This is a genomic window from Hydrogenophaga sp. PAMC20947, assembly GCF_004795855.1.
Lineage (GTDB): Bacteria > Pseudomonadota > Gammaproteobacteria > Burkholderiales > Burkholderiaceae_C > Hydrogenophaga.
Map to the genome: position 1 here is coordinate 3,785,868 of NZ_CP039252.1, position 18,041 is coordinate 3,803,908.

Here is an 18,041-nt window from a genome sequence, read left to right on the forward strand (position 1 = left end):
GCGATGCCCCAAGGTCAGTTGATCAGACTTCCGTGATGAACTGCTCGCGAGGGCGGCGAACCTTCTTCAGGTTCACCAGCCAGTCGCCTTCGTCGGCGCGGTAGCCCAGCGGCAGAATCGCCACACTTCGCAAGCCGCGCTCGCGCAGGCTCAGGATGTCGTCCAGTTTGGCGGGGTCGAACCCTTCCATGGGCGTGCAGTCCACTTCTTCGAAGGCGGCCGAGATCATGGCGGCGCCCAGGCCGATGTAGGCCTGGCGGGCTGCGTGCTGGAAGTTCACTTCAGCGTCGCGCTTGGGGTAGTTGGCCAGCAACATCTGGCGGTAGTTTTCCCAGCCTTCGTTCTTCATGCCGCGCTGCTCGTTGGTCAGGTCAAACATGTGGTTGATGCGCTCGGGCGTGTAGTTGTCCCAGGCAGCGAACACCAGCAAATGTGAACCATCGGTGATCTGCGGCTGGTTCCAGGCGATGGGCTGGATCTGGGCGCGCACTTCCTTGCTCGTCACCACGATGATCTCGAACGGCTGCAGGCCGCTGGAGGTGGGCGCCAGGCGGGCGGCTTCGAGGATGCGCTCCACCTTTTCCTGTGGCACGGCCTTGGAGGCGTCCATCTTTTTGGTGGCATAGCGCCACTGCAGGGCGTCCAGCAATGCGGGGACTTGGGTGGGTTGCGACAGGTCGCTCATAGGGGGAACTCCGGAAAATTGAGATGTGATGCGCCCGAAAAACCGGGCGCAGGGTGGGGATACTGCCCCATCCAGGCCGCCCCCGCTGGCGTGCAGGGGGAGGGCCTGTCCACGCTAGACTTTGTGCGCAGGCTCAGCGAACTTCGGGTGGATCAGGTATGCGCCGCATCGAAATCGCACCAAACGGGCATTTCACCGCACACAGCGCGCAACCCGTGCAGCCCGGCTCGTCGTGCAGCATTGCAAACTTTTGCCAGTTCACGGCCTCCAGCGACAACACATGGGGTGGGCAAGCCGCCACACACCAGCCGCAGCCAGTGCAGCGCGCGGTGTCGATGGTGGGCAAGGCTTTGCGCTCAGTCATCGCTTGATTGTGTGCTCATCCTGGGCTTCTGCGGCACCTGTTCTTGTGGTGCCCAGCAAGCACGCTCGAGTGTCTTCAATGGGGTAGAGCCTTGAGAACAAGATTCATCACGTCCCCCAATGAGAGGACCTCTGAGCCTGTGGTCCTCCATGAGAGGGATGACGCAGTGCGCGAATGATTCCAGTATTTCACTGTCGTTTCGACCGAAGTGACGCAAACCTTTGTGAACTGGAGAATCCCATGGCAAAAGAATCTATCGTCCGGCCCAGCAAAAAAACGCCCCAAATCCGGGAGCTGCGCGTGGCCCTGCCCAGCGACATGCCCTTCGAGAAACTGGTTGATGTGCTCAAGGGCGCGCTGACCCTTCCAGAGCTTCCTGGCATCAAGGGCTGTCGCCCGTGCCTGTCGGGGCTGGATCGCTTTGTCTTCGAAGACATCGTCAACGGTCGCTTCCGCTGACCGAACCGGAACCGTCATGCATCCGCTGCCAAAGCTTGGGGTCGGTCTGGCCTTTCAGGCCCCTCTCAAAAGCTTGATCGAGCAGCCCAGGGGCGACTTCGATCTGGTCGAGGTCGTTCCCGACATGCTCTGGAGCGATCTCGGCCCCGGTCAAACCCCGCGCTTTCTCGACGACGTCGAATACGTCGCCTGGCTTGATCGTGTGGCGCGTTCCATGTCCGTGATCCCCCACGGCATCGGCATGTCCATTGGCAGCGCTGCGCACTTTGACGAGCAACACCTGCACCAGATGCAGCGCTGGCATCAGCGCATGCACTTCCCCTGGCACAGCGACCACCTGGCCTTTCATATCGCCGATCACCGCGGTGAAGCCATCAACGTTGGCATCACATTGCCTTTGCCGCACGACCAGGCCACCCTGGATCAACTCAAGCCACGCATCGCGAGGGTCAAGGAAGTTGTGCCCACGCCCTTCCTGCTCGAGAACAACGTCTACTACTTTGATATTCCCCATGGGGAGATGGACGAAGCCCGGTTTCTGAACGAGCTGAGCCATCAGTGTGGCTGCGGCCTGCTGCTTGACCTGCACAACGTTTACACCAATGCCTCCAACCACGGCTTCGACGCCATGGCGTTTGTGGACGAGCTCGATCTGCGTCAGGTGGGTGAAATCCATGTGGCCGGCGGCATGGTGCTCGACGGCTTCTACCTGGACGCCCACAGTGGCGCCGTGGCAGACCCTGTGTGGGCGCTGCTTGAGCATGTACTGCCCCGCTGTCCCAATGTGGGGGCCGTGGTGTTTGAGCTGTTTGGATCGTGGTTCGATCTGGTGGGCGAGCCGCGCGTGCGCGCTGACATGCGCCGCCTCAAGCGCCTTTGGCAGCAATGCCAGAAGCCCCACCCGCCATCGCGCGCGGCAAAGAAGCCATTGCCCCAGTCGACGGTGGAATCGGAGGCCACGCCGTGAGCGCCGTAGCTTTTCAAAGCCTGCTGGCCCAACTGGTGGTGGATCCGGCGTTGCGGGATCACCTGCTGGCCGATGGCATTGCCGCCGAGGCGGATCTTGATGCGCTGGAGCGCAAGCGCCTGTTGCACGTCGCCGGCCATCCGGGTCTGTCGGTCAACCACATGCTGCACCGGGGTTTCCGGCTGGGCAAGCTCAAAGCCTTGTTGCCACTGACCTGCGTCTTGCTGAAAAGCGCGAGACTGCAAACAGCCGTTGAGCGCTTTTGGGCCGTGCATCCGCCGCGCACCTTTTACTTCCTGCCCGAGGCGATCGAGTTCTGCAGCTTTTTGCTCACCCAGCCGACCCGCTCCAAATACTTGCACGAAGTGGTCGCATTCGAACGCGCTCACCTGGAGCTTCAGCGCGCCCGCCTTGATGCGCCGCCGCGCCAAACGGTGCGCTTTCAGCACAACCCCAGCAAACTGCTCGCCCAGTTGGCCAGCGGGCGCCAGCCCCTGGGGCTGGCGCCCATGCCCTGTCTGGCGGTGGGAACCGTCGATGAACAGGGCCAGGCGCGCTGGGCGCTGCAAATGTAGGTTGGTTGCTTTCTCAGGTCAGCGGTAAAACGCCTCGACCTTGCCTTTGAGCTTGATCATCAGCGGGTTGCCCTTGCGGTCCACCGTCTTGCCTGCGGGCACCCTGACCCAGCCTTCGCTGATGCAGTATTCCTCTACATCGCCACGATCTTTGCCGTTGAAGAGAATGCCGATGCTGTGCTCGAACACCGCGGCCACATGGTGGGGGCTCTTGCTGTCCACGGAAAGGTGGTCCGGCAGGGGTGGGCGCTCGGGGTTGGTGGTGGGCGTGCTGTCGGTCATGGTGTTTGAGGGAATGAAAAGAAGGGAAGCGCGCCGGCGGGCTGCGCCGGGCAATGGCAATACCCCGCTATTGTCGCAAGACCGGCACAGTCCGGTGCAAACCGGCTGGTGCTTAGACGCGGGCTATGCGCCAGCCGCCGTCCAAAGCCGCTTCGGGCCGCAACGATCCATAGCTGGCCACGCTCGGGTGGGGTGAGGTGATGGGTTGCTGGTGGGTAGCGCGGATCACCACCACCGCCGCGCCAGCCGCCTCGCCAGCCTGTATGCCGGCCGGCGCGTCTTCGAACACCACGCAGTTTTTCGCCGCCACGCCCAGCCGCGCCGCCGCGAGCCGGTAGCCATCGGGCGCAGGCTTGCCAGCGCTCACGTCTTCGGCCGTGATGAACACAGCCGGTAGCGGCAGGCCGGCCGCCGCCATGCGCCGCTCGGCCAGCGCGCGGGGGGCTGACGTCACCACCGCCCACTGCTCGGGGGGCAAGGCGGCCAGGAAAGCCGCCGCACCGGCAATTGGCGCGACGCCGTCCACGTCGTCGATCTCGGCCTGTGTGATCGCGGCCGCCTCGGTCTCTGCGTCTACTCCGGGCAGGTTCAGGCCCCGAATGGTGTCGATGGCACGCCGCCCATGCAGGTGTACCAGCAGCGCCACCGCATCGACCCCGTGGCGCTGTGCCCATGCAGTCCACACGCGCTCGGCGGCGGCGATGGAGGTGAGCAGGGTGCCGTCCATGTCAAACAGGAAGGCAGCGAAGGTGCGATCGGAGGTCAGCGGTTGCATGTCTGTGGGCATGGAAGCGGGTGAAAGGAATGAAGGGCGGTCTAGCGCCGGTGCTTGCCGAAAGGCATCTGGCCGCGCCAGTAGCGCATCACCAGCCAGCCGCCCAGCAAGCCGCCCAAGTGGGCGAAGTGGGCGATGCCGCTGGCGCTGCCGGTGACACCCAGCGTCAGCTCGATCAAGCCGTAAAAGGCGACAAAGACCGGCGCCGGCATGGGGATGGGGGGCAACAAGGGCGTGACGGTGCGGCGCGGAAACACCATGGCGAATCCGATCAGCAGACCGAACAGACCGCCCGAGGCGCCCACAGTGGGCACGTTGCTGCCGATCACGGCGGTCACCAGCAGTTGCGCCAGGGCGGCCACCAGCACGCTCACGGCAAAGAAGGCGGCCAACCGGCGCGGGCCCCAGACCCGCTCCAGCTCGCCGCCGAACAGCCACAGGCCGTACATGTTGAAAGCCAGATGGGTCAGGCCCCCGTGCAAAAACGCGTAGCTCGCCAGCTGCCAGGGCATGAACAGGCCGGAGCCCGTGGGCCACAAGGCGAACCACTGGATCAGCAGGTTGCCGAAAAGCTGTTGCAGCACAAAGGCCAGCACGTTGATCGCAATGAGGGCTTGGGTCATGGTGGGCATGTCGACATTCTCCGGGTTTCCACCGTGCGGCAGGCCCGAGGGGCCAAAGCAGGGCTCGCCAACCCGATCGTGACATCCACCCCTGAAGCCGGGCTTAGCGCCGCGAGGCGCCCTGGCGTGTCCAACGCCGAGGGGCACTCACAGCTGGAAACCGGTCCACAGAATCAGGCCCTCGGCCATGTCGCGCATCAGCCCGGGCTGCTGAGGCTGAAAGGCCGTGGCTGGGGCACGCTCGGTGTCAAACCAGGCCTCGAAGCGCTGCACGTCGCTGCGCTGGTGAAAGGCCAGCATCAGTTCGTAGTTGAGAAAGAGGCTGCGGCTGTCCAGATTGGCCGAGCCTGCCAGCGCCAGCGAGCGGTCAAACACAGCCAGCTTCGCGTGCAGCATGCCGGGCGCCAGCCAGATCTGGCCTCCAGCCTGCGCCAGCGAGCGCAGCGCCCGCCCACGCGCCATGTCGGACAGGCGGTGGTTGGAGCGCGCGGGCAACAACAAATCCACCTGCACGCCGCGCCGCGCTGCCAGGCACAGGGCCATCAGCAAGGTGGCGTCTGGAACGAAATAGGGCGTGGCCAGTGCGATGCGCTGTCGCGCCCGGTAGGCCGCGGTCACCAGCAGCGCATGAACCGTGTCATCGGCCTGATCGGGGCCCGACGCAACCTGCTGAGCGCCCTCGTTGTCGAGCAGAGCTGCGCCATGGTGCGAGGCGGTCGGCGTGGTGGGGGGTGGCAAGCCTGTAGCGAAGCACCAGTCGTGTTCGAAGAGCTGACTGGCCTGGCGAATCAATGGCCCCGTGAGCTCAAAGCTGAGATCGCGCCATGGCGGGGTCTCAGGTGCGCCGTCGAAGTATTCCGAAGCCAGGTTGCGCCCACCAGTCCACAGGCGCCCCGTGGTTTCACCGCCGTCAATCAACGCGAGCTTGCGGTGGTTGCGCAGGTTGGTGCGCCCTTTCAGGGAAGAACGCAGCGGGGAAGAAAAAATGGCGCAGGTGCCGCCGGCGTCTCTCAGCCTTTGCAGCGCAGGCGGGCGGTGCATCAGGCTGCCCATGCCATCCAGCAACAAGCGCACACGCACCCCAGCCTGGGCCCGCTCGCACAGGGTCGACACCACGGCCTCGCCCAGCGGGTCCCGGGCCAGGATGAACGTGCACACATCGATGGTGTGTTGTGCGCCGCCCAGCGCGGCCAGCAGCGAATGGCGGGCACTTTCGCCGTCGGGGTGCAAGGCCAGGTTGGCGTAGCGCTCAGGGGCTGGTTGACCCAGGGCCAGCAGCGTATCGATGGCCCATCGCTCGGGTGGCCCTGGCTGCATTTTGGCGTGGAGCGTGGCATTGGGCCTGGCCCGCTTGCGCGTGCCAAACACCATGTAGGCAGGCAGTGCGAGGTAGGGCAGGAGCAGGATGAACAGGATCCACGCAATCGCGGCCGCCGGCTGGCGCCGCTGCGGCTCCCCATGCGCCTGGACGGCGTAATACAGGATGGCCAGCGCCGTCACGAGGCCATGCAGCGTGAGCCAGTGCAGAAGTGTCATGGCTTTGGATGGATCGCATCACATGGCTGGGCGCCCCAATGGTCCCTGTCCACGCAATGCCTGCACCACTGTACGCCGCTTGCCCTGGTGGGTGCACGGCGTCCACGATCGCTGGCCCAGGGCTGACTGAATTTCCCCAAGCCGCCGCCGGATCGCTATGCGCTGGCCAGCGCCTTGTGTGCGGCGAGGGCCCGCTCCGCGCATCCGCCAGCCCGGCGCTTGCGCTCAAACGCCACCATCGCCATGAAACACCTGCTGCACCATTTCCGAACCCGCCCTCGCCTGCTTGGCGCCATGATGATCGGGCTGGTCCTGGCGCTGCTGTTGCCCAGCAGACTGCCGTGGGTCACCCGAAGCCTGCTGGGCTGGAACGTCGCCGTGTGGTTGTACCTGCTGCTCATGGGTTGGCTGATGCTGCGCGCTGACCACGACAAACTGCACCGCGATGCGCTGGCCCAGGCCGAAGACGCCGCCACCGTGCTGGCTGTGGTGGTGTTCGCGGCTGTGGCCAGTTTGGCCGGCACGGTGCTGGAACTGTCGGCCGCCAAGTTGCCGGGCGCGGCGCACGAATGGCGCCATGTGATGTTCGCCGCCACCACCGTGCTTGGCGGCTGGCTGCTGTTGCCCACGCTGTTCACCCTCACCTACGCCAGCGCCTACTACCGACCTTTGCACGGCGGTGGTCTCAGGTTCCCCGACATCGATCCCGCGTTTCGACCCAGCTACACCGACTTCCTCTACTTTTCCTTCACCATCGCCGTGGCCTCGCAAACGGCTGATATTGCTGTGACCTCGCGCCCCATGCGGCGCCTGGTCCTGCTGCAGTCGCTGGTGTCATTTGGCTTCAACACCGCGGTGCTCGCGCTCACCATCAACATCGAGGCCAGCATGTTCTAAGGCCCGGTTCATTGGGGCAAACGAGACGGCCAATGAGCGCCACTGCGCCGTATCATCGTTTTTCCAATAACAACCCGAGGAGACGATTCACATGAAGAACAACCGGTTCAAAACCCTGCCCCAAATCCTTGCCGTGCCTTTGACCCTGGCGCTCACCGCAGCATGGGTGCCCGCAGCACACGCCGCCTGCCTGAGTGATCTCGACGCCGCAGCGATGGTCGCCAATTACATGGCCAAGACACCCGCAGCCACGCCCGAAGGCCTGTCCAGGGAAGACGGCGAATGCTCGCGCACCAAGTTCAACAAATTCCTCGCGCAGCAAATCGGCGCCACCCAGGTGGGCTACAAGGCCGGCCTCACCAATCCGGCCGTGCAAAAGCGCTTCAACGCCAGTGCGCCGGTCTGGGGCCAGCTCTACGCACCCATGCTGCTCAAAGATGGCGCCACGGTTGACGCCAAATTCGGCGCACGTCCCCTGTTTGAAGCCGACATGCTGGTGCGTGTCAGCGGCGCCGGCATCAACCAGGCCCGCACGCCTGAGGATGTGTTGAAAAACATCGATCAGGTGATCCCCTTCATCGAGTTGCCCGACCTCGTGGTGATGGCCCCGCCCAAGCTCAACGGCGCTGCCATCGCTGCCATCAACGTGGGCGCGCGGCTGGGCGTCATGGGCGCGCCCATGGCCGTGCAGCGCACCGCCGCCTTCAGCGACGCCCTGCGCGACATGGTTGTGGTTGTCAAAGGCGACGGCGCCGAGCTGGACAAAGGCAAAGGCAGCGACGTGCTTGAGCACCCGCTCAACGCCGTTGTCTGGCTGGTGCAAGACCTGGGCAGCCAAGGGGTGGCGTTGAAAAAAGGCGATCTGATCAGCCTGGGCTCGTTTTCGAAACTCATGCCGCCCAAGCCGGGTCTGAATGTTGAGGTGGAATACCAAGGCCTGCCGGGCAACCCGGTCGTCAAGGTCAGCTTCCGCTGATCGCTTTGCAGGGCAGGCGTCGCCTGCCTTGCAACGCGGCACCGGGATCGAGGCGCGCCACTTAGGCCCCTCGTCCCTGGCTGTGGCACCGCACCCCGCCTCATCACCTCTCTCCACTTCTCACCACCCACTGCATTGCCCATGCCTGAAACCACTTTCCACATCCCCACCCTGCTCACGCAAGAAGACGCCGAAGCCGTCATGTTCGAACTGCAAGACTTGCCCTGCGTCAACCAGGCCGATGTGGATCTGCCCAAACACCTGGCCTGGGTCAGCCACACCGCCATGATTTCGCCCGAAGACATTGCCGCGAAGTTGCAAGAAGCGGGCTACGAGGCCGAGGCCCAGTGAGTGCAGACCGTGATGCCTCCGTCGTCACGCGCCACTTGAGCATCACCGGCCGCGTACAAGGCGTGGGCTACCGCTGGAGCATGGCGCAAGAGGCCAGGCGGCTCGGCGTGAATGGCTGGGTTCGCAACCGCTTGGATGGCAGCGTGGAGGCGGTGGCCAGCGGACGGGTTGGCCCGGTGCAGGCGTTGATAGCCTGGGCGCAACGCGGGCCGCAGCTGGCGCGGGTGGACGGCGTCAACGTGGCAGAAGGCGAAGGCGAAGGCGTCTTTGACAACTTCGAGCAACTGCAAACCCGGTGACGCTTTACGCCTGACTGTTGCCATGTTTCAGATCAAAAGCCGAGCAAAGCGTTCGAGTCGCCCTGCGCAACGAATGGGCGTTTGGCGGGTTTGGCCCACGGTGAAATCGAGTCAGTAGCGCTCGTCCTGTTCGAGCTTCACCACGCCAATGGTCAGCAACAGGTTGGCAAAGCGCCGAGTTTCGCCGGTGGCGATGACGAGTGAGGTCAGCGGCGAACAGACCGCGTCATAAAAGGCCTGGCGTTCCAGGGCCCTGATCTCGATAGCCGGCGGCAACATCGTCCGGTACTCCTCGTGAACAGGGGCTTTCTCGCCATTGGGGATCTGCATGACCGCTGCGTCTTGAAAAGGGACGATTTCCAGCAGTGCTTCGAGCACATCGGTCGTCTTGGGGATGCCGGGCATCAGGTTGAGATACACCTGGGTGGCACCGGCGCCTGAGCGCGACACGAAGGGGTAGTTGCCGTCGGCGATCAGGATCTGGGAGAAATGGCCCGAGCTGGCCAGGACCCGCAGAATCTCCGGGTGCAGCAGTTTTGTTTTGAGCATGTTGTTCCTTTGGAGCGCCGCCGCCGAAATCAGGCGCAGTAAACGCCACCGTTGATGTCTATCGTGGCGCCGGTGATGAAGCCGTCGTACTCCGAAGCCAGAAAGACCACCGGCCGGGCGATGTCTTCAATGTCGCCGGCACGGCCCAAGGGGATTCCCCTGACCGTCTCGTCGGCCGAGGCTTTCGTGGTGTGGGTGTTGTGGAAGGTGGTGCCCAGAATCAGCCCGGGGGCCACCGCGTTCACGCGGATGCCCAGGGGCCCCAACTCGCTGGACAAAGCTCGCGTAAACGTGAGCACCGCGCCCTTGGTCATGGAATAGACCAGCGATCCCCCATGCCCGCCTTTTCGCCCTGCCAGCGAAGACAAGTTGACGATGGAGGCCCCTTTTGCCTTGGCCAGATGTGGCACGGCTTCCCGCGTGACCAGCATCATGGTCGTCATGTTGACATCGATGACCTTTTGCCAGAAGGCCAGATCGACTTCACCCAGCGCCTTGCGGGCGACCAAGCCGCCAGAATTGTTGACCAGCACATCCAGTCCGCCGAGGAACCCAACGGCCTCCCGAACCAATCCCACCGCTGCGGCTTCCTGCGTCAGGTCGGCCTGAAAACACTCGGCTTTTCGCCCAAGGGATTTGGCCAGGGCCACGACGGCCCGCGCGCCTGCTTCATCCGAATAGTAGTTGATGGCCACATCGCAGCCGGACCGCAGCAGGCCTTCCGCAATCGCCCGGCCGATGCCTTGCCCACCCCCCGTGACCAACGCACGTTTCCCGACAAGTTGTCCCATGTTTCAAAACTCCAGTCAGTCTCGCCAATAAAAACACCTTCGCATTGTGGCGTTGAAAATTCCCGTGCCCACCCTCAAAACCGGAAGGTTCTGCAAGTGACCACCGGTGCCGAAAAGTCCAATGCCTTGCCTCAATGGCTTGCCTGCTTCCCCAGCCAGGGAAGAACGGTCAAGTGGCATACCCGGGCTTGCACAGCGCCGCACGGCGATCCACCGCAGGGCTTCCGGCTGCGATGCCACCTTTTAGGTGGATGACTCTAGGGAAAACCCTATAAATGAGGTGTGGTCCCTAGGACTTTTCGGCAAACTTGTCCTCAAGCCTGTCTGAAGGTGGTGAGCCAAGGGCGCACCCCGCAGCCGGGCAGATCAAATCAACAAACCGGAGTCCAGCATGTCGACCAAAAACCTTTCCACCGTTGCCGCCGAAGTCATTGAGGCTTATGGCATCACCGCGACCAACGTCATCAACACCTACCGTTTCGGTGGCGAGCGTGTCCTTGGTTTCTTCGACCAGCGTTTTGCCTCAGTCGTGAACCGCGGTGCATCGGCTCTCAGCAAGGGCACCCGTTCCAGCCTGACCGACAACCAGCAGCGCGTGAGCGGCTTCTATGTGAAAGGCTTGCGCCTCGGCACCGACCGCGCGCAGAGCGCGGTGGGTGTGGCTGTGGATCTGGCCACCAAAGGCGTGAGCCTCGTGGCATCCAATGCCACGCGCCTCGACCGCAGTGCAAAGCTGAACGCGCTGGACAAACTGAATCGCCTGGCCATGCCCGCTGCCACGCTGCTGAGCAATGTGGCCGAACGCCTCGAAGAGGGATCCGGTGAACTGGTCAAGCGCGTTTCCGGCAAGCCCATGCCCGTCAAGGCCGTCGCCACCCGCAAGCTCAATGCCTCCAAGCGCAAGGCCGCGACGACACGCAAGAAAGTCACCAAAGACATCACCAAGGCTGCCACCCAGCAAATGGACAAAGCCGTGGCGACGCGCAAGCAAGTCACCAAGGCCGCCACCCAGCAGGTGAACAAGGTTGTGGCAACGCGCAAGCAGGTCACCAAGCGCGTGAGCAAGGTCGTCGCTGACACCGCAACCCAGACTTCCAACGCCGCGCGCCGCGTGGCGCACAAAGCCGAAGTGGCCGCAAACGTCGCTTGATCGGCGCAACCGGTGGTGGCCTCTGGTCACCGCCCTTTCATATCAAGACGGCGCAGCGAGCGATTTGCTCACTGCGCCGCCGTGCTTTGAGCTGCGACAATGCCCCTCTTCCGTTGGCGTCCTAATTCGTCGAGGACCCGCAATACTCGGAATGCGCGGAAAAAGCGACCGCGGTCAGCTCGGTGTCGGCCCTGGCTATGCCCGCTTGCCTCGCAGCATCGCGCCAGCCACCAACGGCGTGAACCACCTCCGTAACTGCCTGCTGGGCGTGTTGCGGTGAGAGCCCGTAGAAGGCCGCCGTGCTCAGGACGGTCTCCAGGCCAGGGCGGTTGTCCGAATCGTCGATGTTCAAAACATGTTCTGCTTTGTCGACGTTCGGGTTGACGTCAAAGGCGGGGGCGAGCCGCCACCCGTTGGCGCCGAGCACAAACCCGTGATTGCGCAGGTGGTCATCCCTGTTTCCCACCGCCACGTTGAACGCGACCCGGCGAAACAGCTGTGCCAGGTCTGCCGCCACGTGTTCGCCGTCGCCGTTGGACCGAAGAAACTGTGCCAGCTCAAGGTAGCTCGTTCCTTCGCTCTGCTCTTTGCGAAGCAGCGTCATCGCCGACGCATAAAACCGCCGCACACCCTTGACGCGGTCAAACCGCTGGACGCAGAACGTGTGAAAGTCGCTGTTCATTCGAACCAGCTTCGCAGGCGGAACATCAACGCCGGCATTCTTCGCAAGCCCGTGCACCACGTGTTCCCATGCCCCGATATCCCGGTCATCGTCGCGAGCGGGGAACTTGCCAATCCAGAGTGAGCCATCGGCCTCGGTAAAGTTGGCCTTGGGCCGGGCACCACCCAGTGAAGCGCCCGGGGCGACCAATACAGCCAGCCACTTTCGCAACGCGTTCAGGTCGTCGATTCGCCGACCGCTGAGCTGATAGGCCACCGCCTCAAGTTCCTTCAACGTTGTGACGGGGGGCGCGGCCATCTCCTCGTTTCCCAAAAACGCTTCTGTGCCCACCAGTCGAAAGCGCAGTGCACCCTGGCGGGTGAAGTCCTGAACTGCGGTGAGATAGTTCCAGGCGTAGAGGTTGCGTGGGCTCCTTTTCTCGTCCTTGGCTTGCAGTGCCTCCCTGCGTTTCATGAGCGTCTGGCCCCACCGGTCTGGCGAGGAGTCGAGAAACACGCCGAAGTTGCCCATTTCGGGCTTTGGAAAGAAGGGGGCGTCGTCCAACGACAAGTCGGGGTCAAGCGAAAACGCGCGACGGTCCGCGAGCCAATTGCGTTCGTAGTGGAAACGGATTTGTCCGCGGTCGTGGGCGAGCGTGCCCACGAGGCACGCGGGCCCAAGGTCACAGTCGAGCCACACTTCGAGCACCTTGCCTTGCCCGCTCATGAGGGTTCGCCTGTCTCACTTGCTGCTACAGACTTCGCTGGCAGTCTTCGCCGGCGAGGCTGCAAAGAAGAGGGTGCCAACGCCAGGTCCTGTAGCTTGCGCCCAACCTTGTCGTCGGCAGCCAATTGGTTGATATCGCTGTCCAGTCCCAACGCGGCAAGCACTCGAATATAGGTTCCCAGTGTCGCACCAGCGTCGCCCGCCTCTACCTTGTACAGCGACGTGCGGGAGATGCCGGCGCGCTGCGCCACGATGGCATTGCTCAGTTTGCGCCGCAGGCGGGCGAGCTTCAGCCGCTCTCCCAGGCGAGAGAGAAGCGCTTGCTCTTGCGGAAAGACGATGGGTGGCTTGCGCGGCATTGTTTTATTTTAGACAAAAATGATATATTTTGTCCACAATAGCGCAATTTATAAAATGCGAAGACAGCTCTTCAAAAAAATGATCCGAGGCGCACAACTGTCGTTAGAGTCTGGCGCAGACCGCCACGCGGGTGGGTGCGGATGGCTGGGCGCAACCGATTGAATGGATGTGTGGAGAGGCTGTGGCCAGTGGGTCGGAGAGCGTGGCGTGGGCCCCATTTGACGCAGGTGAACAGTTTGGCCGTTGGCGAGGAAACTGGCGAGTCTTGACCATCGATTAAATTTTGACTGTACATGTGATCAGGGGGACATATTGGCGACATAATGTCTCACTTTTATCCCGCCGGTGATTTTATGACTCTCACAACGTTCGACCAACAAGCCGCGATCGATTACATCAACGCCGCGAAACTTGCCCGGCCTACCTTGGATTTGGCTGAGCACTTCGGTATCGCGAAACGCACTCTGCAACGCTGGAAAAGCGGAGAGGTCGCTCCACCGGCGCATGTTGTGGGCGAGCTACAGCGCCTTCTGCAATTCGGCGCTGTCAAAAAGCCAGTTGGTGACTTCAAGTTCATTGACCTTTTTGCCGGCATCGGAGGAATCCGAAATGCTTTTGAGGCGATTGGTGGCGAGTGCGTGTTCACGAGCGAGTGGGATGGCTACGCTCAGAAGACCTACCTCGAAAACTTTTCAGATGGACACCCGCTGAATGGTGACATCACCCAGATCGAAGCGCAGGACATCCCGGACCATGATGTTCTGTTAGGTGGATTTCCCTGCCAGCCATTTTCTATCGCTGGTGTATCCAAGAAGAATGCGCTTGGTCGCGCTCACGGTTTTAAAGACGCAACGCAGGGCACTTTGTTCTTCGATGTGGCCCGCATCATCAATGAAAAAAGACCAAAGGCGTTTCTCCTGGAAAACGTGAAGAATCTTCACTCGCACGACAAGGGCCGAACTTTTGAAGTGATCCTGCGCACGTTGCGCGAAGACCTTGGCTATCAGGTTTTCTACAAAGTTATCGACGGCGCCCATTTCGTTCCTCAGCACAGAGAGCGGATCATCATCGTCGGCTTTCGTGACCCAGTGATCTTTGACTGGAGCATGGTTGACCTCCCAGAAAAAGGCGAGCACCGCCTTGAGGAAATTCTTCACAAAACCAAAGGGGAGCCCAAGCTGGAGCACGATGGCGATCGTTTCTACGATCACGCCAATCGCAAAGTGCTGGACAAGTACACGCTTACAGACAACCTTTGGCTTTACCTTCAAAACTACAAGAAGAAGCACCAGGCTGCAGGGAATGGGTTTGGCTTTGGATTGGTGACGCCCGACAGCGTCACACGCACTCTGTCAGCTAGGTACTACAAAGACGGTTCAGAAATTTTGGTAAGCCAAGGAGGCAATAAGAACCCCCGCCGCCTGACGCCGCGTGAGTGCGCTCGTTTGATGGGCTTTCCAGACTCATTCAAGATTCCGGTTTCCGATACGCGGGCCTATAAGCAGTTTGGCAACTCTGTTGTCGTGCCGGTGATGGTGGCAGTGGCTCGCGTCATGCAGCCATTGATCGCAGATGCCACGCTGACACAGCCCTCCGACATCCTTCAACCTGCGTGATTGCTCAAGGAGGCGCTATGAAAGATCAACGTCGTATTCCCGAAATCCCCGGAAAACCCAGCCATGCGCTGGATCGCTGGTTTCGACAGCTCTACGTCGCCGGGCTGCTCTTCAACCCTGACGATCGCCCCGAAGACATCGTTGTTATTGGGACGGGTGAATCGTTGTTCACAGAGCGAGAGAGTCTGGTTCTGACGGAGTCGATAGACCGACTTTTCGAATGCCACGGTGAAAAGGTGTATGACGTGGCGCTCAAATACTTCTACAAGGCAGTGGGCATCACTCCCGATTACTCAATCGCGTGACGGATGTCGTAGACCCGGCGACAAGAAGCCGGATGATGTCCGGCATCCGGAGCAAGAACACCAAGCCAGAATTACTTGTGCGAAGCCTGCTTCATCGGCGGGGCTTCCGTTTTCGTTTGCACAGGAAAGATTTGCCCGGTAAGCCTGATATTGTCTTGCCTCGATACAAGGCGGTTATCTTTGTTCATGGGTGCTTCTGGCATGGCCATGAATGCAACTTTTTTCATCTGCCGGCCACAAGAACTGGTTTCTGGATGGAAAAAATCCAAAACAATCGCGAAAGAGATCTTCGCCAAATTGAAAACCTTCGAACGATGGGCTGGCGAACTCTTGTTGTTTGGGAGTGTGCCACACGGAAAGGCACACTGTTATCACCTAGCGACTTAGGTGACTGTATAGAGGTATGGCTAAAAATGCGGATTGATTCGATTCAAATTGATGCAGAAGGCGAGCATGGTTAAAGATAAGGTTAGTGACTATGTAGAAGGCGTTGCGGCGAAGTACTTGAGCGCAGTCGATGCAGAAGCAAAGAAATCCAATCAGCATGAAATAGGTGGACTGGTCAGGGCAGGCTTTTCGCCGTATTTAGGAGTTGGGCCAGACGATTTTAGATATAAAGTGCGACAGGTATATATATCGGATGATCAAGAGGAACCAATAATTTGTGATAGTTATGTCACGTGGTATGACACTCGTAGAGACGATGAATCCAGAGGTCCAGAGTATCGCCTCTATTACTACGACAGTCCTGTAACGGAAATGATGTCAGGAGGAGACTTTTTCCTTCTTGCGAAGCTAAAAAACGAGATTTCTAGTCAAACTGAGGGTGTAGTGCCAGCAGGTATAAAGCTACGTCCAGGCTCCTTTTTGATGGTCTTTGCAAGACCCGGGAGTAGCGCAGAGTCGCAACTGAAGGCAATGTTCGGATTGTCGTCCGTTAGTGGTGCATTCAGTTCAGGAAAAACTGATGCAGTTGACTTGATTTTGCCATTGCGACTAATGCTCGAGAGTATCGGTGTAGAAGTCGGTAGCGGGCTTGGGCAGGAAGGCGAGTGGCTTCAAAGGCTTGTCGATGCGTTCGGTGGGGTGGCTTTTCCGAAAACTTCGATTTTTTCTGAGTTTGCTAGAAATAGCCTTGGCGCTGAAGTTTCAGCCATTGATACGCCGGATGCTACATTAATGGCATGGATGCAGCGGGAAGAGAGTTTATTTAGGCTCTATGAACGATACCTAGTGAGAGAGAGATTAATTTTAGGATTTTCTGGGGATGTTGATTCATTTATCGATTTTTCTTTAAGCGTGCAAAACCGCCGAAAGTCTCGAGTAGGTCATGCTTTTGAGGGTCATTTGAATAAGTTGTTTGTTGAGAACGGCTTGAATTTTGAGCAGGGTCGTGGAAAAGGAAGGGTTACGGAAAATAATTCCCGTCCTGACTTCATGTTTCCATCTTTTGGCGCCTATCAAGATCTTTTTTATCCTGTTTCTGGTTTGTTGATGCTTGGAGCAAAAACATCATGTAAAGATCGCTGGCGACAGGTTCTGTCGGAGGCTAATAGGATTCCATCGAAGCACTTGATAACCCTTGAGCCAGCAATTAGCGGAGCTCAACTTGAGGAAATGGCTGCTCATCTGTTGCAATTGGTCGTTCCCTCTTCTATACAGGATACATACACTCTTGGTCAGAGGGGAAAGCTTTTGAATGTCAGTGAGTTTATTGATCTGGCCCGGAAGACTCAGATGCAAAATTGATAGAATTATTGGATAACGGTTCGCAATCAAAAAAGCCCCGAATTCGAAGAACTTCGGGGCTTTTTTCTATCCATTAGAACAGGCATCAATCGTGGTTCTGATTGAATCCGACGTCTCCGGTTAGTCCTGCATGCCTTTGCTCGGATCAATCAACACCTTCGCCCCAGTCGCCCGCTGCCCATAAACCCCGACCGCCTCAAGCGTCAACGCCTCAGCCAGCGACACGGTGCGTGAGTAGTGGCTGGCGAAGGTGGTTTTGAGTTCGGCGGCGACGCGCTGGCGCAGTTTCTGCGCATCGGCCTGGCCGATCTTTTGCATGAATGGGGTCAGCAGCCAGCCGCCCATGCCCCAGGCCATACCGAAACTGCGGTTAAATTCGGTGGGTGCTGGGTCCAGCATGCCGTAGAGGTACACCTGCTTGTGCACGGCCGAGCCGTAGCGGCTGTATTCCTTGGCGTTGCGGTTGATGGCCACTTCCATGCAGGTCAGGATTTGGCCGGGCAGTTTTCCGCCGCCGATGGCGTCGAAGGCGATGGTGGCGCCGGTCTCGGCCAGGGCGTCGGTCAGCTCGGCGAGGAAGTTGGGTGAATCGGTGCTGCAAACATGCTGGGCGCCCATGTCGCGCAGCAGCTTCGCCTGTTCGGGCTTGCGCACAATGTTCACCAGCTGCACACCGTCTTTCAAACAGATGCGGTTGAGCATCTGCCCCAGGTTAGACGCGGCGGCGGTGTGGACCAAAGCCGTGTGGCCCTCGCGCCTCATGCTCTCGACCATGCTCAAGGCGGTCAGTGGGTTGACGAAACACGAGGCGCCTTCGGCAGGGGTGGTGCCTTCGGGCAGCAGCAGGCATTGTTCGGCCGCCATGATGCGGTGTTGTGCGTACATCGCGCCGCCGATCAGTGCGACCGTTTTGCCCAGCAGCGCCTGCGCTGCGGCAGAGCTTCCCGCCTTGATCACCACGCCGGCGCCTTCATTGCCCACGGGCATCGACTCGTCGGCGCGGGCGGCCATGGCTTTGATCAGTTTCTCGGGCACTTGCGCGTTCAACACGGGGCGATCTGCCGTGCCCGACACCTTGGCGGTGCTCATATCGGCCGCGCCAAACAACAGGGCAAGGTCAGAGGGGTTGATGGGGGTGGCTTCGATGCGCACCAGCACCTCGTTGGCCGCGGGCTCGGGAATCTGCACCTCTTGCAGCGAGACTTCGAGCTCGCCATTGGCTCGAATCAGTGAGCGCAGTTGCAGGCTCGTGTGGGCGGTATCGGTACTCATGGGGTTTCCTCGTCAACGGTGGAGTGATGTGTGTGGTGGGTATTCAATCGATCAATCGATTGATCAATCAACC

The 18,041-nt window shown here is 60.5% G+C and carries 23 protein-coding genes; 12 read left to right on the plus strand and 11 right to left on the minus strand.

From position 1 onward, the window contains the following. Positions 1-22: 22 nt before the first annotated feature. Positions 23-685, minus strand: coding sequence for an NAD(P)H-dependent oxidoreductase (locus tag E5678_RS17365; RefSeq protein ID WP_136179688.1), 663 nt, complete (start codon positions 683-685; stop codon positions 23-25). A gap of 133 nt (positions 686-818) precedes the next feature. Next, positions 819-1,049, minus strand: coding sequence for a 4Fe-4S binding protein (locus tag E5678_RS17370; protein WP_136179689.1), 231 nt, complete (start codon positions 1,047-1,049; stop codon positions 819-821). 240 nt (positions 1,050-1,289) lie between these two features. Here E5678_RS17370 and E5678_RS17375 point away from each other — a divergent pair, with 240 nt between their 5' ends. From E5678_RS17375 to E5678_RS17385, 3 genes are read left to right on the plus strand one after another with little or no spacing between them, the layout of a single operon-like run. Next, positions 1,290-1,508 carry a hypothetical protein gene (locus E5678_RS17375; RefSeq protein WP_136179690.1) on the plus strand — a complete coding sequence of 73 codons (219 nt, stop codon included), beginning with the start codon at positions 1,290-1,292 and terminating at the stop codon, positions 1,506-1,508. A 16-nt stretch (positions 1,509-1,524) separates the two neighbouring features. Then, positions 1,525-2,475 carry a DUF692 family multinuclear iron-containing protein gene (locus E5678_RS17380; RefSeq protein WP_136179691.1) on the plus strand — a complete coding sequence of 317 codons (951 nt, stop codon included), beginning with the start codon at positions 1,525-1,527 and terminating at the stop codon, positions 2,473-2,475. After that, positions 2,472-3,050, plus strand: a complete 579-nt coding sequence (locus E5678_RS17385) for a hypothetical protein (protein WP_136179692.1) — start codon at positions 2,472-2,474, stop codon at positions 3,048-3,050. Before E5678_RS17380 ends, E5678_RS17385 begins: the two co-directional genes overlap by 4 nt. An 18-nt stretch (positions 3,051-3,068) precedes the next feature. Here E5678_RS17385 and E5678_RS17390 read toward each other — a convergent pair whose 3' ends face one another. The 4 genes from E5678_RS17390 to E5678_RS17405 form a co-directional block, all read right to left on the minus strand. Beyond that, positions 3,069-3,332, minus strand: coding sequence for a DUF3297 family protein (locus E5678_RS17390; protein WP_136179693.1), 264 nt, complete (start codon positions 3,330-3,332; stop codon positions 3,069-3,071). Positions 3,333-3,444: 112 nt separating this feature from the next. After that, positions 3,445-4,119 (minus strand): HAD-IA family hydrolase, encoded by a 675-nt coding sequence (locus tag E5678_RS17395; RefSeq protein ID WP_136179694.1) that lies wholly within the window; start codon positions 4,117-4,119, stop codon positions 3,445-3,447. A gap of 29 nt (positions 4,120-4,148) precedes the next feature. Then, positions 4,149-4,730, minus strand: a complete 582-nt coding sequence (locus E5678_RS17400) for a rhomboid family intramembrane serine protease (protein ID WP_210731940.1) — start codon at positions 4,728-4,730, stop codon at positions 4,149-4,151. 147 nt (positions 4,731-4,877) lie between these two features. Next, positions 4,878-6,266, minus strand: coding sequence for a phospholipase D-like domain-containing protein (locus E5678_RS17405; RefSeq protein WP_136179696.1), 1,389 nt, complete (start codon positions 6,264-6,266; stop codon positions 4,878-4,880). Positions 6,267-6,509: 243 nt separating this feature from the next. Between E5678_RS17405 and E5678_RS17410 the strand changes: the two genes are divergently transcribed. The 4 genes from E5678_RS17410 to E5678_RS17425 all read left to right on the plus strand — a co-directional run bounded on the left by E5678_RS17410 (position 6,510) and on the right by E5678_RS17425 (position 8,789). Continuing rightward, positions 6,510-7,163, plus strand: a complete 654-nt coding sequence (locus E5678_RS17410) for a DUF1345 domain-containing protein (RefSeq protein WP_136179697.1) — start codon at positions 6,510-6,512, stop codon at positions 7,161-7,163. Between the two features lie 91 nt (positions 7,164-7,254). Beyond that, on the plus strand, positions 7,255-8,139 hold the full coding sequence (locus E5678_RS17415) for a fumarylacetoacetate hydrolase (RefSeq protein WP_136179698.1): 885 nt from the start codon (positions 7,255-7,257) through the stop codon (positions 8,137-8,139). 141 nt (positions 8,140-8,280) lie between these two features. Further along, the gene (locus tag E5678_RS17420; protein ID WP_136179699.1) at positions 8,281-8,490 is read left to right on the plus strand and encodes a heavy metal-associated domain-containing protein; all 210 of its coding nucleotides are present in this window, start codon (positions 8,281-8,283) and stop codon (positions 8,488-8,490) included. Further along, positions 8,487-8,789: an acylphosphatase gene (locus tag E5678_RS17425; RefSeq protein ID WP_136179700.1), complete on the plus strand. Its 303-nt coding sequence runs from the start codon at positions 8,487-8,489 to the stop codon at positions 8,787-8,789. Before E5678_RS17420 ends, E5678_RS17425 begins: the two co-directional genes overlap by 4 nt. 111 nt (positions 8,790-8,900) lie before the next feature. Here the strand turns inward: E5678_RS17425 and E5678_RS17430 are convergent, their stop codons facing one another. Both E5678_RS17430 and E5678_RS17435 read right to left on the minus strand, forming a co-directional pair. Beyond that, entirely contained in the window at positions 8,901-9,338 is a 438-nt protein-coding gene (locus tag E5678_RS17430; RefSeq protein WP_136179701.1) for an RbsD/FucU family protein, read from the minus strand. Between the two features lie 29 nt (positions 9,339-9,367). After that, positions 9,368-10,129 carry an SDR family NAD(P)-dependent oxidoreductase gene (locus E5678_RS17435; protein ID WP_136179702.1) on the minus strand — a complete coding sequence of 254 codons (762 nt, stop codon included), beginning with the start codon at positions 10,127-10,129 and terminating at the stop codon, positions 9,368-9,370. Between the two features lie 391 nt (positions 10,130-10,520). On the opposite strand from E5678_RS17435, the gene E5678_RS17440 reads away from it, so the two are divergent. Next, positions 10,521-11,279: a hypothetical protein gene (locus E5678_RS17440; RefSeq protein ID WP_136179703.1), complete on the plus strand. Its 759-nt coding sequence runs from the start codon at positions 10,521-10,523 to the stop codon at positions 11,277-11,279. Between the two features lie 121 nt (positions 11,280-11,400). Here E5678_RS17440 and E5678_RS17445 read toward each other — a convergent pair whose 3' ends face one another. Further along, the gene (locus E5678_RS17445; protein WP_136179704.1) at positions 11,401-12,666 is read right to left on the minus strand and encodes a HipA domain-containing protein; all 1,266 of its coding nucleotides are present in this window, start codon (positions 12,664-12,666) and stop codon (positions 11,401-11,403) included. Further along, complete coding sequence (locus E5678_RS17450) at positions 12,663-13,025, minus strand: helix-turn-helix transcriptional regulator (protein ID WP_136179705.1); 363 nt, start codon at positions 13,023-13,025, stop codon at positions 12,663-12,665. The genes E5678_RS17445 and E5678_RS17450 overlap by 4 nt, the downstream gene beginning before the upstream one ends. 354 nt (positions 13,026-13,379) lie before the next feature. Here E5678_RS17450 and dcm point away from each other — a divergent pair, with 354 nt between their 5' ends. Genes dcm through E5678_RS17470 form a run of 4 tightly spaced genes read left to right on the plus strand, consistent with a single transcriptional unit; the run spans position 13,380 to position 16,696 of the window. Further along, positions 13,380-14,642, plus strand: coding sequence for a DNA (cytosine-5-)-methyltransferase (gene dcm, locus E5678_RS17455; protein ID WP_247596814.1), 1,263 nt, complete (start codon positions 13,380-13,382; stop codon positions 14,640-14,642). 17 nt (positions 14,643-14,659) lie between these two features. Beyond that, complete coding sequence (locus E5678_RS17460; RefSeq protein ID WP_136179707.1) at positions 14,660-14,947, plus strand: hypothetical protein; 288 nt, start codon at positions 14,660-14,662, stop codon at positions 14,945-14,947. Beyond that, positions 14,944-15,408 (plus strand): DNA mismatch endonuclease Vsr, encoded by a 465-nt coding sequence (gene vsr / locus E5678_RS17465; RefSeq protein ID WP_136179708.1) that lies wholly within the window; start codon positions 14,944-14,946, stop codon positions 15,406-15,408. Before E5678_RS17460 ends, vsr begins: the two co-directional genes overlap by 4 nt. Then, positions 15,401-16,696, plus strand: a complete 1,296-nt coding sequence (locus tag E5678_RS17470; protein ID WP_136179709.1) for a type II restriction endonuclease — start codon at positions 15,401-15,403, stop codon at positions 16,694-16,696. The genes vsr and E5678_RS17470 overlap by 8 nt, the downstream gene beginning before the upstream one ends. Before the next feature lie 120 nt (positions 16,697-16,816). On the opposite strand, the gene E5678_RS17475 is transcribed toward E5678_RS17470, so the two are convergent. Then, on the minus strand, positions 16,817-17,968 hold the full coding sequence (locus tag E5678_RS17475) for a zinc-binding dehydrogenase (protein ID WP_136179710.1): 1,152 nt from the start codon (positions 17,966-17,968) through the stop codon (positions 16,817-16,819). Positions 17,969-18,041 lie beyond the last annotated feature (73 nt).

Bases quoted from the DNA above. Each gene is read 5' to 3' on its own strand.
- E5678_RS17365 (WP_136179688.1), bottom strand. From the start codon at position 685: ATGAGCGACCTGTCGCAACCCACCCAAGTCCCCGCATTGCTGGACGCC.
- E5678_RS17370 (WP_136179689.1), bottom strand. From the start codon at position 1,049: ATGACTGAGCGCAAAGCCTTGCCCACCATCGACACCGCGCGCTGCACT.
- E5678_RS17375 (WP_136179690.1), top strand. From the start codon at position 1,290: ATGGCAAAAGAATCTATCGTCCGGCCCAGCAAAAAAACGCCCCAAATC.
- E5678_RS17380 (WP_136179691.1), top strand. From the start codon at position 1,525: ATGCATCCGCTGCCAAAGCTTGGGGTCGGTCTGGCCTTTCAGGCCCCT.
- E5678_RS17390 (WP_136179693.1), bottom strand. From the start codon at position 3,332: ATGACCGACAGCACGCCCACCACCAACCCCGAGCGCCCACCCCTGCCG.
- E5678_RS17395 (WP_136179694.1), bottom strand. From the start codon at position 4,119: ATGCCCACAGACATGCAACCGCTGACCTCCGATCGCACCTTCGCTGCC.
- E5678_RS17400 (WP_210731940.1), bottom strand. From the start codon at position 4,730: ATGACCCAAGCCCTCATTGCGATCAACGTGCTGGCCTTTGTGCTGCAA.
- E5678_RS17405 (WP_136179696.1), bottom strand. From the start codon at position 6,266: ATGACACTTCTGCACTGGCTCACGCTGCATGGCCTCGTGACGGCGCTG.
- E5678_RS17410 (WP_136179697.1), top strand. From the start codon at position 6,510: ATGAAACACCTGCTGCACCATTTCCGAACCCGCCCTCGCCTGCTTGGC.
- E5678_RS17415 (WP_136179698.1), top strand. From the start codon at position 7,255: ATGAAGAACAACCGGTTCAAAACCCTGCCCCAAATCCTTGCCGTGCCT.
- E5678_RS17420 (WP_136179699.1), top strand. From the start codon at position 8,281: ATGCCTGAAACCACTTTCCACATCCCCACCCTGCTCACGCAAGAAGAC.
- E5678_RS17430 (WP_136179701.1), bottom strand. From the start codon at position 9,338: ATGCTCAAAACAAAACTGCTGCACCCGGAGATTCTGCGGGTCCTGGCC.
- E5678_RS17435 (WP_136179702.1), bottom strand. From the start codon at position 10,129: ATGGGACAACTTGTCGGGAAACGTGCGTTGGTCACGGGGGGTGGGCAA.
- E5678_RS17440 (WP_136179703.1), top strand. From the start codon at position 10,521: ATGTCGACCAAAAACCTTTCCACCGTTGCCGCCGAAGTCATTGAGGCT.
- E5678_RS17445 (WP_136179704.1), bottom strand. From the start codon at position 12,666: ATGAGCGGGCAAGGCAAGGTGCTCGAAGTGTGGCTCGACTGTGACCTT.
- E5678_RS17450 (WP_136179705.1), bottom strand. From the start codon at position 13,025: ATGCCGCGCAAGCCACCCATCGTCTTTCCGCAAGAGCAAGCGCTTCTC.
- dcm (WP_247596814.1), top strand. From the start codon at position 13,380: ATGACTCTCACAACGTTCGACCAACAAGCCGCGATCGATTACATCAAC.
- E5678_RS17460 (WP_136179707.1), top strand. From the start codon at position 14,660: ATGAAAGATCAACGTCGTATTCCCGAAATCCCCGGAAAACCCAGCCAT.
- E5678_RS17470 (WP_136179709.1), top strand. From the start codon at position 15,401: ATGGTTAAAGATAAGGTTAGTGACTATGTAGAAGGCGTTGCGGCGAAG.
- E5678_RS17475 (WP_136179710.1), bottom strand. From the start codon at position 17,968: ATGAGTACCGATACCGCCCACACGAGCCTGCAACTGCGCTCACTGATT.